Source organism: Gilvimarinus agarilyticus (assembly GCF_000832015.1).
GTDB classification, from domain to species: Bacteria; Pseudomonadota; Gammaproteobacteria; order Pseudomonadales; family Cellvibrionaceae; genus Gilvimarinus; species Gilvimarinus agarilyticus.
Window position 1 is genome coordinate 633,494 of the sequence record NZ_JXCJ01000001.1, and the last position, 14,721, is coordinate 648,214.

The following is a 14,721-nucleotide window of genomic DNA, read 5'->3' on the forward strand; positions in this document are numbered from 1 at the left end:
GGGTGGCAATCGTTTTAATGACTGACGCCACCTGGTTTTTACATAGAAAAATATTTGCGCTTGTAAAAATAATGGGTTATAAAGCAATCATATATAAAAGTAGTTTTGGTGTTATGCGTGCGGTGGGCAAAGCCCTATTGTTCACCGCTTGTCATTGTTTTGCATAACGCCAATCGCAACAGTCTGATAAATGGCGGCGGCCAGCCGCACGATAATAAAAGAGGAGTGCTCACGTGATAGATGCTAACCCACAGCAAATTTTTGGTGCCCAGCGATTTGTTAAAACCAGTGTTTCGGCGGCGGTATTAACCGCGCTCGGTGTAGTTGCCCCGGTTATGGCGCAAACGGATGACAATAGCGCCGAGCAAGCAGCACTGGAAGAAATCGTCGTCACCGGCCAGCGCGCCAGTATTGAATCTGCCCAGGCGATAAAACGCGACTCTGAAGTGGTGATGGACTCTATCACCGCCGTTGATATTGGCGCATTGCCTGATCGCTCGGTGGCCGAGGCACTGCAGCGCGTACCGGGTGTGCAATTGCAGCGCACCAACGACGCCCGCGATCCGGCCCGTCTGGCGGCCGAGGGGGGCGATGTATTTGTACGTGGTCTCAACTGGGTGCGCACAGAACTTAACGGGCGCGATATTTTCTCGGCGTCCAATGGTCGCTCACTGGGGTTTGAAGATGTATCGGCCGATCTGATGGCGGGCGTGGATGTCTATAAAGCCCCCACCGCCGATATGATCGAAGGCGGTATTGGTGGCACGGTTAACCTGCGCACGCGCAAGCCCTTTGACTCCGACGATATGGTGGCAGCGGCCTCGGCTGACTACAACTACGCCGAGCTATACGAAGAGGGCTTCCCTTCATTTAACGGTTTATTTAGCAATCGCTGGGACACCGCCATTGGTGAAGTCGGGTTTTTAGTGTCGGCCAGTGTCGCCGAGATTGGTAACCGCACTGACAGTGTTCAAACCAGTCGATACATAGGCTACGACGCTGATGGCAATGCAACCAGTGCCGATGGCAACCCGGCCCAATACTATATGCCCAACGTGCTCGGTTTCCGGCGCATCGACTGGGAGCAAGATCGTGACTCTTATTCGGCTGCCTTGCAGTGGGCGCCAAGTGACAAGCTGGAAGTCACTTTACAAGCTATTCAATCATCTACCTACGCAGAAGACATCGAGCGCAATACAGGTATAGGCGGAGATTTTGGTGGTGATATAACACCAAACACGGGCGATTATAACTACGATGATAAAGGTTTCATAACGGGCGGCACCCTCTACAACGCCGGTATTAGCAACAACACCCGTCTTGGTAAGCGCGATGCAGAGACCACTGACTACTCGTTAGCGTTTGAGTATGCGCCCAATGAAAACTGGACTGTGTCGGGGGATTTGCAATATGTCGAGTCCGCTACCGATGTGGAAAGCAGTACCTTCTTTACCCAGTTAGCGGGTGAAGAACGCGGGCCTTCTTCTAACTCCAATGTCGAAGTTGATTTTGCTTTTGGAGGTGTTCCTAGTATCGACATTAGCGCCGATGAACGTCAGGCGATGCAAGGCGCTTATTGGTGGGGCGCCGCCATGGATCATATTCAGGATAATGATGCTGATTCACTGGCGGGGCGTGTGGACGTAGATTACCACTTCACCGACAGCGATTTTATGCGCAGCGTCTCGGTTGGGGTGCGCCGCTCAGACCGTGAGGCCATCACCCGTCAGTCGGGTTATAACTGGTCGTTGCTCAACAACCAGTTCTGGGGTGGGGCACCTACACCAGAAGATATTGTTTATCTGGACCAAGACACACAAGATGGTACTGAGCTTTACACCTTTGATAACTTTTACGGTGGCGATGTCACCGTACCTGGTGTGGGTTGGTTTCCGACATACGGATTAGTTTCAGATCGTGACGCTGCTTATGAGCAGCTCGCAGATGTGCAAAGAGCCGGTTGGGGTTGGGTGCCGTTGGACCCAGAAACCGCGTACGACTTAGATCCTCGTGGGGATAATGTGAGCGCCGGGATTAACAACCAGAACGAAGTTAACACGGCCGCTTATGTGATGGCGCGTTTTGGCGACGATGCCGGAGATTTGTTCGGCATCCCGTTTGACGGCAACGTCGGTGTGCGCTTTGTAGAGACTGAGCTCACTGCGCGTGGACGCTCGGCAGCCGGTGGGGCGGGTGACGCCTGTACAACAACCTCCCCTGATTGCGAAGGCACCCAAGCTTTTGCGGACGCTTACAACGCCTTGTACGGTGAATACGCCGATTACGAACACAGCTATACTAATGTGTTGCCTAGCTTAAACTTACGTTTCTCGTTAACGGATGAGTTGCAAATGCGTTTTGGCTTGTCGCGTGCAATGGTGCGCCCGAGCTTTACTCAAACGCAGCCCTACACCACTCTGGGCTTTGATTTCTTGGGTAACACCCTCAACCCTGAAACCACTTACGATGGCACGGGTACGGGGGGTAACTATCAGCTGGAGCCCACGATTTCAGATCAGATTGACCTAAGCTTGGAGTACTACTTCGGCAATGCCAACAGTATTACTCTGGCACTGTTCCATAAAGACATTGAAGACTATATTGGCACTACCACGCAGCTTGAAAGCATCAGTGAGGGTGGGCAAACCTACGACTTTGAAGTGACCCGCCAGGTGAATGCCGCCGAAGGCAAGCTGCAGGGCGCCGAGCTTGCCTACCAGCAGTTCTTTGATATGTTGCCAAGCCCCTTTGACGGCCTTGGTTTTCAAGCTAATTACACCTTCATCGACAACGAAGGCGGTATGAATCAGGCGGTGAACATCTTTGAAGCTCCACAGGTAGAAGGCTCTACTGACGAGTCGCTGCCCATCGAAGGTATTTCGGACAACAGCTACAACCTTACCCTGATGTACGAAAAGTACGATGTCTCGGCCCGTTTAGCCTACAACTGGCGCGAGCGCTATTTGTTGACCACCTCGGCCGCCAATATCAATCGCCCGGTTTGGTTTGACGACTACGGTCAGTTAGATGGCTCGGTGTTTTACAACATTAATGACAACGTCAAAGTGGGCATGCAAGTGACCAACTTAACGGCCGAGTCTACCAAGCTGGAGGTCGGTGATACACAAATCGCCGGTGACTACAGCTGGACTCAGGGCGATCGCCGCGTTGCCTTGGTGTTGCGCACTCAGTTTTAAGTGGCCTTTGGGTGCTCCTGGCTTGTGCCGGGGGCACCTTTTTTGGTTCACTTAAGCGGTGTTTCGAATTCCACTCTGCGGCCTTCATGACAACATCCGATTGCAAAACCTGGGTAATACTTGGCGGTGGCACCGCCGGTTGGATGGCGGCGGCCGCTCTTGCCCGCTTTTTTGGCTCGCACCCCACGTCTATTGTTTTACTTGAATCCGAGCAGCTGGGCTCCGTCGGCGTGGGCGAGGCAACGGTACCGGTGTTGCGCAAGTTTAACGACTACCTAGGCATTAACGAGCACGATTTTGTTCGCCAAACGGCGGGCAGCTTTAAACTTGGCATCGAGTTTTGCGATTGGCTTACACCCGGTAGCCGGTACTTTCATGGGTTTGGTGATTTTGGTGCGCCTCACGCGGGTGTTGCCGCACACCAACTGTGGTTGCGGCTGCGCGCTACCGGTGATCCATCGGCGCTACTGGATTACTCCTTCCCGGCCCAGGCCGCTTGGGCCAACCGTTTTGCGCCGCCGCCCGAGGATGATCGGCTAGCGGCGGTCGCCGCGTTTGATTACGCCTACCACTTTGATGCTGCACGCTACGCCGCCGTGCTGCGAGACTATGCGCAAGCGCGCGGGGCAACGCGCATTGAGGGGGTGGTCGATCAGGTAAAGCTTGCGCCAGGCGGCAATATTCAAACTCTACACTTGGCGGACGGCCGCACAGTAGACGGCGATTTTTTTATCGATTGTTCGGGCTTTGCCAGCCGTTTGCTGGGCGATGCGTTGGGGGTGGCTTATCGGGATTGGAGCGAGTGGTTGCCCTGCGATCGCGCGCTTGCCGTGGGCTGTAAGCGCCGCGAGCCGCTTACCCCTTATACCCGCGCCACGGCGCGCGAGGCCGGCTGGCAGTGGCGCCTCCCGTTACAACACCGGGTGGGCAATGGTTATGTGTACGCCAGTGCTTTTACCGATGATGCCAGCGCCGAGCGCCTGCTGCTGCAAAACCTGGAGTCCGAGCCTTTACATGAGGCGCGCAAACTGCGCTTTACCACCGGTCATCGCCAGGTGTTTTGGCAAAATAATTGTGTGGCGCTAGGGTTGGCGGCCGGCTTTTTAGAGCCGCTTGAATCCACCAGCATTCAGCTGATACAAACCGGTTTGCTGCGCTTTTTGCAGTTTCTTCCGGCGGGGCCGGACAACTCGGTGCGCGCCGCCGAGTACAATCGCATAACCGCCAATGAGTACGCCCGCTTACGGGATTTTTTAATACTGCATTACTGCACCACTGCCCGGAGTGACACCGAGTTTTGGCGCTACTGCCAGCGGCAACTGCCGCCCGACTCTTTGGCCCATAAAATAGAGGTGTTTAAAGCTACCGGCCAAGTGCCCATGTACGCTGAGGAGTCTTACTCCGAGGCGAGTTGGGTGTCGATTTTTATCGGCCAGCAGGTGTTACCCACGAGCTACTCGGCCGCGGCCGACTTTTTACCGTTAGAATCCGTTCGCCAGCTTATGCAGCAGCGCAAACAAGCCATTGCCCAGGTGGTAAAACGCATGCCTGAGCATCAGCAGTATTTATCACACACCTGCCCGGCACCGCCCGACAGCTCTCTGTAAAACTAGTTACCCGGGTAAAAGCCGTGCCATTGCCTGTCGGCGTCGTACCTAAAAGGCTTGGGCGGTATGAGCACGCGGATACGGTGATATTAACCCGGTGCTGTTAGCGTTTGCCGCTGCCAGCGCAGTGTAATGCTTGCCACCGCTTTGTACCTTTTTGCGCTTACCGGCGTAATTTACAAATCCTATCGGTGCCAATAGCTCTCTATTTATTCAATGTCGGCGTAATTTGGCCTACTCTAACTAAGTAAATGACAATCAGGAGCGATTTCGGGCCATCGCAGCCCGTAGGCGTAATCCTTGCTTAATCAATCGTGAGACAAACCAGTGACTTGGAGGTTGCAGTGAGCGACAGCTTTAAATCACGCAGTACGCTGCGCGTAAATGACACAGACTACACCTACTACCGGTTAGGTGCGCTAGCCGATCAGTACGACTTAAAGCGCCTGCCGTACTGCCTAAAAATCTTGCTTGAGAATCTACTGCGCAAAGAGGACGGTAAAAACGTAACGCGCCAGGATATCGAAACCCTGTGCCGCTGGAAGGGCTCGGATGAAGCCACCGAGCAGGTCAACTTTACCCCCGCCCGAGTGGTGCTGCAGGACTTTACGGGGGTGCCGGCGGTGGTCGATTTAGCCGCGATGCGCGCCGCCATGCGCGATTTAAAAGGCGACCCGGCCAAAATCAACCCGCTGGGGGCCGTGGATTTGGTCATCGACCACTCGGTGATGGTCGATTATTTTGGCAACCCCGACTCTCTGCAAAAAAACACCGAGAAAGAGTTTGAGCGCAACAACGAGCGCTACCAGTTTTTGCGCTGGGGCCAGCAGGCGTTTTCTAATTTTCGCGTGGTGCCACCGGGCACAGGCATTGTGCATCAGGTAAACCTCGAGTACTTGGCCAAAGTAGTATTGCTCGAGGAGCACGGCGACGAGCGCGTGGCATTGCCCGATACCTTAGTTGGCACAGACTCCCACACCACCATGATCAACGGCCTGGGCGTGCTCGGCTGGGGTGTGGGCGGCATCGAGGCCGAGGCCGCTATGTTGGGCCAGCCCATTACCATGCTAATTCCCGAGGTAGTCGGGTTTGAGCTAAAAGGCGAGTTGCCGCCCTCGGCCACCGCCACCGACTTGGTGCTTACGGTTACCCAAATGCTGCGCGAGCGCGGTGTGGTAGGTAAGTTTGTCGAATTTTACGGCCCAGGCTTGGCCAAGTTGCCGCTGGCCGATCGCGCCACCATCGCCAACATGGCACCCGAATACGGCGCCACCTGCGGTATCTTTCCGGTTGATGGCGAAACCCTGCGCTACATGGAGCTTACCGGGCGCGACCAAGAGCAAATCGATTTGGTCGAGGCCTACGCCAAAGAGCAAGACTTATGGCGTTATGATGACGACCCGGTAGCCGACTACAGCGATACCCTGCATCTTGATTTGGGCGACGTGGTACCTAGCCTGGCCGGCCCCAAGCGCCCGCAAGATCGCATCGCTTTAACCGACGCCAAATCGGCGTTTGACGCCTTGCTGCAAAGCGAGTTTGACGAGGCCGACGAGGTGATTACCACAGATGCCGATTCACGCTTTGTCGGCGAGGGCGGCCAAACCGCCATCGACAACACCAACCTGCACGAGCGTGGCGCGGTACCGGTCGAGATGAACGGCCAGGAGTTTATGCTCAATCACGGCGCCGTGGTGATTGCCGCTATTACCTCGTGTACCAACACCTCCAACCCCGCCGTGCTGGTGGCTGCCGGCTTGGTGGCTCAAAAAGCGCACGCACTGGGTTTAACGACCAAGCCGTGGGTGAAAACCTCGTTTGCCCCCGGCTCGCAAGTGGTGCCGGCCTACATGAAAAACGCCGGCTTACTCGACCCTCTGGCCGAGCTTGGTTTTGATATCGTCGGTTTTGGTTGCACCACTTGTATCGGCAACTCGGGCCCCTTGCCGCCCCCGGTGCAAAACGCTGTGCGCGCGGGTGACTTATTAGTCGCCGGAGTACTGTCGGGCAACCGCAACTTTGAGGGGCGCATTCACCAGGATGTAAGAGCCAACTACCTGGCCTCGCCGCCATTGGTGGTGGCCTACGCATTAGCGGGCAACATGAATGTGGATTTACTCAACGAGCCGTTGGGGCAAAGCAAAGACGGCGAGAATATTTATCTGCGCGATATCTGGCCCACCCCGCAAGAGGTGGCCGACACCATCGCCAGCGCCATGACCGAGGGCATTTACGCCGATAAATACGCCGATGTGTTTAAAGGCACCGAGGCTTGGCAAGCGTTGCCCGTGCCAGAGGACGAAATCTACTCCTGGCCCGAATCTACCTACGTGAAAAAACCGCCGTACTTTGACGGCATGACCATGGAGCTGCCCGAGCCGCCGCGCATCACCGAAGCTCGCTGCCTGGTAAAAGTGGGTGACTCGATTACCACCGACCATATCTCGCCCGCCGGCGCCATTAAGCCCGACAGCCCAGCGGGGCAATACCTGCGCGACAAGGGTGTCGAACCCGAAGATTTCAACAGCTACGGCTCGCGCCGCGGCAACGATGAAGTGATGGTGCGCGGCACCTTTGCGAATGTGCGGCTTAAAAACCAGTTGGCCCCCGGCACCGAAGGCGGCTGGACCACCTACCTGCCCACCGACGAGCAAATGAGCATCTACGAGGCCTCGCAAAAGTACCAAGCCGATAACGTGCCCCTAATTGTGCTCGCCGGTAAAGAGTACGGCACCGGCTCTAGCCGCGACTGGGCCGCCAAAGGCACTAACTTGCTGGGTATTAAGGCGGTCATCGCGCAAAGTTTCGAGCGAATTCACCGCTCTAACCTTGTGGGTTTTGGCGTGCTGCCGCTGCAGTTTAAAGACGGTGACAGTGTGGAATCGTTGGGGCTAGACGGCACCGAGAGCTTTGATTTTGAACCCATCGACGGTGAACCCAAAACCTTAAAAATCACCGCGCAAAAAGGCGGTAAAGATACAACGTTTGAGGTGCGGGTACGCATCGACACCGCCGTAGAGTGGGACTACTACCGTCACGGTGGCATCCTGCATTATGTGTTAAGGCAGTTGGCGGGCTAATTCAATTCGCACGCCGTATGCTCGCTATGCTTAGGCGTAGCGAGTATATTCTTCCCGAACACCATCAAAAGGGCTTATCACGCCTAGCTTTCCTTGCTTCACGACATGCGTATAAATTTCAGTAGTCCTTACATCCGTATGACCTAACAACTGCTGTATGGTTCTAAGATCATAGCCCTGCTCTAAAAGCCTTGTGGCAAATGAGTGCCGAAAGGTGTGGCAAGATATATGTTTAGCAATCGAGGAGCTATTAACACAGGTGGTTAAATGCTTTCGTACCGCGCTGTGGTGCAAATGGTGTCGACGAATAACGCCCGTGCGTGGACAAGGCCCTGGCCTACTGGATGGAAATAAATATTGCCACTTAGTTTGAAACGCTGCTCGGGGATACTTTCTGGCGAGTGAGTCGGGTAAATAAACCTCGCCAAAGCCCCGTTGCAAGTCCATCGCATGAATAGCGTTGACGTGTTCAATTTGCTGCTGGATATCAATTAGCAGCGCTTTAGGTAATAGGGTTGTTCGGTCTTTACGCCCCTTGCCATGGCGAACTACTAACATAAGATTTTCAATATCTATATCCAGTATTCGCAATGACAAACACTCTGCTTGTCGCAACCCAGCGCCATACATCAGTGCAAACATAAGCCGATAAGGGTTAGTGGCTAAATCAATAAGCGTTTTAGCCTCCGTATGTGAAAGCACGGTAGGGACGCGCTGCGACTGCTTAGCTCGCTTAAAATTCATATTCTCAAGTGGCTGACGTAAAAATTGACGATAAAGAAACACTATCGCATTAAGTGCAATTTTCTGGGTTGCCACCGCGTTGTTTCGTTCAGTGGCTAAATGAGTAAGCCAAGCTTCTACCGCTTTTTCATCAAGGGTCGATGGATGGGCCTTATTGTGAAAGCGTATAAATTTCAAAATCCAGTGAACATAAGTTTGCTCTGTACGGTATGAGAGCTGCCGGAACCGCATAAACGCTCGCAGCTGATCCATAAATCTGGCCGATTTTTCAGGTACATACACTGGGATATCTGAGGCTCTCTCCATGATTAGCTCCGCGCTTGTGCTGTGTTTATATACAGGTTAGTCGGGGTCTCAACTAAGTTCAAACCCGTGTTCAGGGGAAACCCTTGAACAAGGTGAGTAGATAACGTGAGTGGGATTGATATTTTTCTAATTAATTCAGTAGGTTGAAGGAAGCTTGCGCAGTACAGTAAAAAACATTACATTAGCTTTTCAATTAAAGCCAGTCGCACTTTCCCCCAGACAAGGAGCTGTCAAAAAATGCCTGTTTTTTCTTATTTTTCAAGCACCTCCGAGCATACTTTAAGCCAGCCTCTAGCGGTGATAGGGTGCCGGGACAAAGTGCGACTTAGTCGCATGAATTAGCTGTTATATGTAATCAGGAGCGACGAAAAGATGGATGATTTTGGAGACGACATCGGAAGGGGATTTGTTCGGGCAATTGGTTACTTTCTTGCTGAAATCTTCTTTGGAACAATCTGTTACTGGGTTGGTTGGCCTATCTGTAAAATAATCACCCTTGGTAAATATCCGGCGTCTAAGCAGGTGGTCTACCTTGATGACTACTCAGGTCGAAGAGAAGGTTTTTGGTGTAGTGCAGTTGGCCTACTTACAATAATTGCAGCATGCATAGTTTTGGCTGGTCACTTCGGGTCAGCTAGTGGCATATAACAAGGCCAGTAACAGCGAGCAATTTTTCCGTCGCTTTTTGGTGGCGGTCGCTACGCTGCCACCAAAAATCAACTCCAAAATTGCCGCGTTCTGGCGGCGTTATACGTAGTCGGAGATCACGATGATAGGGATAATTGTTCAAACAGACAAAGACGTTGATGATCTAGATAAAGACTGGGTGCCGTCCATTTTTAGTGTTTCCGAGCTGTCCAAGGCTTTCGAAAAAGTACTTGGATATGTACCAAGTACGGAAGAGTTCTGTCATGAAGAAGGTGAAATACTCATTTATTTCTCAATCGATGATTTGGCAGAGCCAAGAGCAATCACTTTCAACTGTACATTGACGGGTGCTCAAGCTGACATCGTTAAAAGGATTGCGGCTTTTATGGGCGCAAAAATCTATGACAGTGAGACTGGTACTTTTGTCTAAGCATCAAACGTATAACAAAGTTAACAACCCTCGCCAGCAAGCTGGCTGGACCTCCACTCCGTTGCTTCGTTTGCGGTTTAACGCTACGCTACCGCAAACAAATCAACTACGTTCCGGCCGGTTATAACGGCGTTATAACCGGAAGGAAGCATGATTAAATATTGCCTATTATTGACCTTTTGTTTTTTCTGTTCTTCAGTCTTTGGGTGTGGGGACGATAAAATTCCCATTAGTGTTGTTAACAGCTATGACAAGATTCCCACAGATGATAAACGAGTCGAAATGCTAATTGTTGCACCACTAGAATTTGAGGGTTTTGAATTAAATTCAGCTGAGTTATTTGTTGGGGAGTCCATGACAGTAATGCATAAGTTTACTGACTTTGACGAGTATCCGAGCAGTGGGGTTTATATTGTTGTGGGAACTTTACCTTTCCTGAAAAATAGCTACGCAAGCGTCACATACGTCAATAAGGCCGTAGCGGACGGAAATGGTAACGTAGTATTTTCTCCGTGTTTACATAATCAGCGGGTAGATTGGGGTTATAACAAGTAAAATCAGCGGATAAACCGCTGTTTTAGGCGTTAGCTGAGAAGGAAACATGAGCTTTGTATTAACTCTCACAGTGCTCGTCGCTCTTTTTGGATTGATCTATTGGTACAGAAGCCGTGGTAGCGGCAAGGTAATAAAAACGAACCATGAGTACTTCTCAAGACTGTGGTTGTGGCCAAAAGGTGAGCACACCCGCTGGGAGGCAGAATTTGATTTGGAGTCGGAGCTTTCAGCTAAAACTGTTGGCCTTTATGCAGAGGACAACTATGAAACCTGTGTAAATCCGGAGCCTACATCCGACGAAGTTGTTTTCGCTAAACACTATTTATCCGACCTTGAGTTGCTGTTTCCTTTAGTTGAGTCTAGTGTTCGGGAAGGTTGGAAAGACTGGTTCAAAGAGGATTTGCCTGAATGTTGGAAAAAGGAATTCGTGGTTGATGGGTTCTCTGTGCCTCGGGATGGAAATGCAATAGATGCCTGGTGAATAACATTATTCTGCGAAAAGGCGGGCCACTATTTTTGCTTGGCTGTCGAAAACGGTGTCTCAACGCTTGAGAGCATCGATGGATGACCAACTAACAATGCTATTAAGTCTGTTCCGGGCCGATTGCCTTCCACCGGACGCCCCTGTTGGTCCGCCGCTTATGGCTGGCGTTAAGCACGGAGCCCTAACTATGGTAGATATTAATGATAGGTAATAAAGCAACTGGCAAGCTTTGTATCCGCGGCCAAAACTGTCACTGATTTTTAGGTAACCCAGTACGTGGGAGCATCTTATGAATGCCGATACGATAAATTCTATTTTTTAGGGCCACGCTCGATGCTTTTCCTATTGTCATCGGAGACATCATTGCCGAGGGTGTTGAGTACGTGACGGGGAAGATTACGGTTCGGCCTGGTCGTCGCTAGTGTTCTCGCGCCGTTCGAAATAATTTTTTCGTCTTTTATGGGGCTGGCTCGAAAATTTCTGGGGTAGTGGGGGCGGCAGCCGGGGTGAATATCTCACCACCGGCTTACAATCGCTATACTCGAGTCATGAGTTGTTCCCGAGTGGGGCTAGCGACTTCATAAAGTATTGAGTCGACTATATTCGGCTAGAAGAATAAGCTTTCGACTTTTTCACCGGCAATTTTAATGTCACATTTGTCGCCAGATTTAGCGTTAGAGGACTGAATGGCGCCAGCCACTGCACCAAATACGCCGCCTTGGTTATTCAATACAGAGCCGAAGTAGCAATAACTGGAAATATCCAGGTTTTGATACTCACTGGCAAGGTTGAGGGTGGGTGTGTAGGGAGGGAAGCTGCCCTTCATGACGGGGTCGCCATTGACAGTAAGTTGCAGGTTGTTCCGGTCTACGTCGTACTGGCCACCTACTGTGTATTCCTTACCTTCGTGGGTAATGGTTTTTTCTTGAGCCTGGATCGGAGGTGTTGGTGTAGATGCACACCCGGTGAAGATAATCAAAGGCAGTGTGCTGATTAGTAAACTCTTCTTTTTCATGTTTTCGATTACATCCATATATTTAAATTGGGCGGGAAATATACCGTAACAAGTGTGCTTTATCAATGAAAGTGGGGGCGTTGGCTGTGAGAGTGGTAGCCAAAGTTTCCAACGGTTGGGTGGACAGCGATATGCTCCTGCGTCGTCAGTGCTTTACGGTAAAAAGCGTGGATACGTTCAGCCGACGTAGGTGACCGATTCGCATGGAGCGAAGGTTGACTTATAACACCGTCGCCAATAAAAGCTAAAATAAGCCGGTGGGATGATGAATGAGCTTAGTAAGGTTTTGTTAACTCTATAAAAAGCCGTATTCGGGATCGTCAGTTGACTGGCTGCTATGCTGGCGCGGATTGGGTGTGGAGGTTTGCCCGGTACTGGCGCGAAAGTCTTTAAGTGTCGTATATTGATGCTATAACTCAGTAAGCAGGTGAGTGCCTTTGAGCACTATTCACTTAATAACGAATAACGCGTACAGAGATTATTGCCGTATGAAGACCGGTGAGTTGATCGACCTGGCCGATGTGATGGATTTAATGCTTAATGCCGTCTGCGTGGTTGATCGGGCCGGAAGCTTTTTGTTTGTCAGTGCTGCGTTTGAGCAAATCTTTGGCTATAAACCCGAGGAGGTCTTGGGTACGCCGATGATTGATTTGGTGCACCCCGATGATCAGGCCCGAACCTTAAGCACCGTTGGCACCTTGCTGGCAGGCGAGCCGAGCCCGCATTTTGAGAACCGCTGGGTACGTAAAGACGGGCGCGTTGTGCATGTACTTTGGACGGCGCGCTGGTCAGAGAGGCACCAAGCTCGTATCGCTGTAGCACACGACATTACTGAACGTAAACAAATGGAAGATCGGCTTAGCCATATGGCAGCGCACGACCAGCTTACTAATTTGCCCAATCGTGTTCTATTGCAAGATCGGTTGTTAACCGCACTGGCTACGGCAAAGCGCGAGAAAACCTATTTGTCGCTGCTATTTATTGACATGGATGGCTTTAAACCGGTGAATGATAGCTATGGTCACGCAGTGGGTGATAAGTTATTGCAGGATATTGCGCAGCGGCTGAGTGCCAGTGTACGAGTATCCGATACCGTTGGGCGGCTGGGGGGCGACGAGTTTTTGGTGTTGTTAAATGGTATCCCTGAGGCTTCGCTTGTGCTTAGGGTGGCTGAAAAAATCCGCGCTGAGCTCAACCGGGGGTACAACATCGATGGCATAAGCCTGACACTGGCGCCCAGCATTGGTATCGCCCATTTCCCCGAGCACGGCAATAACGAGCAACAGTTGATTCAAAATGCCGACCAAGCGATGTACCGGGCGAAAAAGGCTGGTGGAAACTGCTCGGTGGTATTCTCGTCAGCCGATAATGAGCGGGGTGAAGCCCTCTAAGAGCTGCAGATACACCGGCTTTTGCCTCGTGTAGGGCACTGCTTTACTATGCGCTACTGAATTGAATGCGCCGATGGCCTGCGTTTAGGCACGCCCGGATTGATGTGGAGCCTTTTTATGCCGAGTAACCCGTTTGCCTCATTAGAATGCTTAACCCTGGAAAACCCCAACGCCGGCGATAGCGATGCCTGTGTTATTTGGCTGCATGGGTTAGGGGCCAGCTGTAATGATTTTGCCAACCTGTTGCCAGAGCTAAGCTTGGCGCCCGGTGCCCGTATTCGGTTTGTGTTTCCGCAGGCACCCACATTGCCGGTTAGTGTTAATGGTGGGTATCAAATGCCGGCTTGGTACGATCTACTGAGCTTGGACGTGGATCGCAAATTTAATGCCGAACATTTGGCCCAGGCCAGCGCGGCGATTGGCGATATTATTGAGCAGCAGGTGGCGGCGGGTATCAACAGCGAGCGAATACTGCTGGCCGGTTTCTCTCAGGGCGGGGCTGTAGCGTTTGATGCCGCCTTAAACTTTGCCAAGCCGCTGGCGGGCTTGATGGCGCTATCGACTTATTTTGCCACCAGTGAAACATGTAGCTTCAATGCGGCGAACCAAGCTTTGCCTATTTCGATCCAGCACGGGTTAAACGACGATGTGGTGGTGCCCGCACTGGCTGCGCGGGCTGAAGCGGTATTGCAGGCGCATGGGTATCAGTACGAGTCGCACCGTTATCCGATGGCGCATGAAGTCTGTCGCGAGCAGATAGCGGATATCAGTGCGTTTATTAACCGCTGTTTGCCTGTGCTGACCAGAGCCTAGCGGCTTTTGGCCTCTTGACGGGCGCGCACGTTGGCCAGCAGGGTTTTTAACTCCGCTTCGGCCCAAGTGGTTGCATCGGCTTGAGTGGCAAACCCGTCTTGCGACTTTGACACAAGGGTTTTGCGAGCGGTGGCGCGGCGGGTTAGCTCGGCGCGCCAGGCGCCATCTACTTCAGTGACGCGATAGTCAAATTTTTTGCCAGTGGCCATGGTTGCTCCTGCACCCCAGGGTGCTGTTGCGATACATTAATTGCAGTGATGCTAGCTCGCACCGGGTGGGGGCGTTAGAATTGCCCCAAACGCGTGGTGCGGCGTCAGTGTGTGCATTATGCACGCCTATAAGCGTCTGGCAACCGCTTTGACTCGCTTAGTGCTTGCGTGTGCAGCTATTTCTAAAGATCCATTCCGGCGCCATTGCATATTCCGGGTAATTTGCCGGTGTAGGCCTTAAC

At 52.1% G+C, this 14,721-nt stretch carries 11 protein-coding genes; 8 read left to right on the forward strand and 3 right to left on the reverse strand.

What is annotated here, in order from left to right:
• Nucleotides 1-233: 233 nt before the first annotated feature.
• From SD69_RS02855 to acnA, 3 genes are all read left to right on the forward strand, one after another.
• Nucleotides 234-3,197 carry a TonB-dependent receptor gene (locus SD69_RS02855; protein ID WP_041522002.1) on the forward strand — a complete coding sequence of 988 codons (2,964 nt, stop codon included), beginning with the start codon at nucleotides 234-236 and terminating at the stop codon, nucleotides 3,195-3,197.
• Between the two features lie 86 nt (nucleotides 3,198-3,283).
• Nucleotides 3,284-4,804: a tryptophan halogenase family protein gene (locus SD69_RS02860; protein WP_041522003.1), complete on the forward strand. Its 1,521-nt coding sequence runs from the start codon at nucleotides 3,284-3,286 to the stop codon at nucleotides 4,802-4,804.
• 344 nt (nucleotides 4,805-5,148) lie between these two features.
• A complete protein-coding gene (gene acnA / locus SD69_RS02865) occupies nucleotides 5,149-7,884 on the forward strand; it encodes an aconitate hydratase AcnA (protein WP_041522004.1) in 2,736 nt (911 codons plus the stop codon).
• Nucleotides 7,885-7,914: 30 nt separating this feature from the next.
• Here acnA and SD69_RS02870 read toward each other — a convergent pair whose 3' ends face one another.
• Nucleotides 7,915-8,934: an integron integrase gene (locus SD69_RS02870; protein WP_041522005.1), complete on the reverse strand. Its 1,020-nt coding sequence runs from the start codon at nucleotides 8,932-8,934 to the stop codon at nucleotides 7,915-7,917.
• A 769-nt stretch (nucleotides 8,935-9,703) separates the two neighbouring features.
• Here SD69_RS02870 and SD69_RS02880 point away from each other — a divergent pair.
• The 3 genes from SD69_RS02880 (at nucleotide 9,704) to SD69_RS02890 (ending at nucleotide 11,048) form a co-directional block, all read left to right on the forward strand.
• Nucleotides 9,704-10,012 carry a hypothetical protein gene (locus SD69_RS02880; protein WP_041522007.1) on the forward strand — a complete coding sequence of 103 codons (309 nt, stop codon included), beginning with the start codon at nucleotides 9,704-9,706 and terminating at the stop codon, nucleotides 10,010-10,012.
• A 150-nt stretch (nucleotides 10,013-10,162) separates the two neighbouring features.
• Nucleotides 10,163-10,567 (forward strand): hypothetical protein, encoded by a 405-nt coding sequence (locus SD69_RS02885; RefSeq protein WP_041522008.1) that lies wholly within the window; start codon nucleotides 10,163-10,165, stop codon nucleotides 10,565-10,567.
• Between the two features lie 46 nt (nucleotides 10,568-10,613).
• Entirely contained in the window at nucleotides 10,614-11,048 is a 435-nt protein-coding gene (locus SD69_RS02890; RefSeq protein ID WP_041522009.1) for a hypothetical protein, read from the forward strand.
• A gap of 610 nt (nucleotides 11,049-11,658) precedes the next feature.
• Here SD69_RS02890 and SD69_RS02895 read toward each other — a convergent pair.
• Nucleotides 11,659-12,066: a hypothetical protein gene (locus SD69_RS02895; RefSeq protein ID WP_041524373.1), complete on the reverse strand. Its 408-nt coding sequence runs from the start codon at nucleotides 12,064-12,066 to the stop codon at nucleotides 11,659-11,661.
• A gap of 488 nt (nucleotides 12,067-12,554) precedes the next feature.
• On the opposite strand from SD69_RS02895, the gene SD69_RS02900 reads away from it, so the two are divergent.
• A complete protein-coding gene (locus SD69_RS02900; RefSeq protein ID WP_041522010.1) occupies nucleotides 12,555-13,457 on the forward strand; it encodes a diguanylate cyclase domain-containing protein in 903 nt (300 codons plus the stop codon).
• Nucleotides 13,458-13,574: 117 nt separating this feature from the next.
• On the forward strand, nucleotides 13,575-14,270 hold the full coding sequence (locus tag SD69_RS02905) for an alpha/beta hydrolase (protein ID WP_041522011.1): 696 nt from the start codon (nucleotides 13,575-13,577) through the stop codon (nucleotides 14,268-14,270).
• Here SD69_RS02905 and SD69_RS02910 read toward each other — a convergent pair.
• Complete coding sequence (locus SD69_RS02910) at nucleotides 14,267-14,479, reverse strand: DUF3622 domain-containing protein (RefSeq protein ID WP_041522012.1); 213 nt, start codon at nucleotides 14,477-14,479, stop codon at nucleotides 14,267-14,269. The two genes, SD69_RS02905 and SD69_RS02910, sit on opposite strands and share 4 nt — an antisense overlap.
• Nucleotides 14,480-14,721 lie beyond the last annotated feature (242 nt).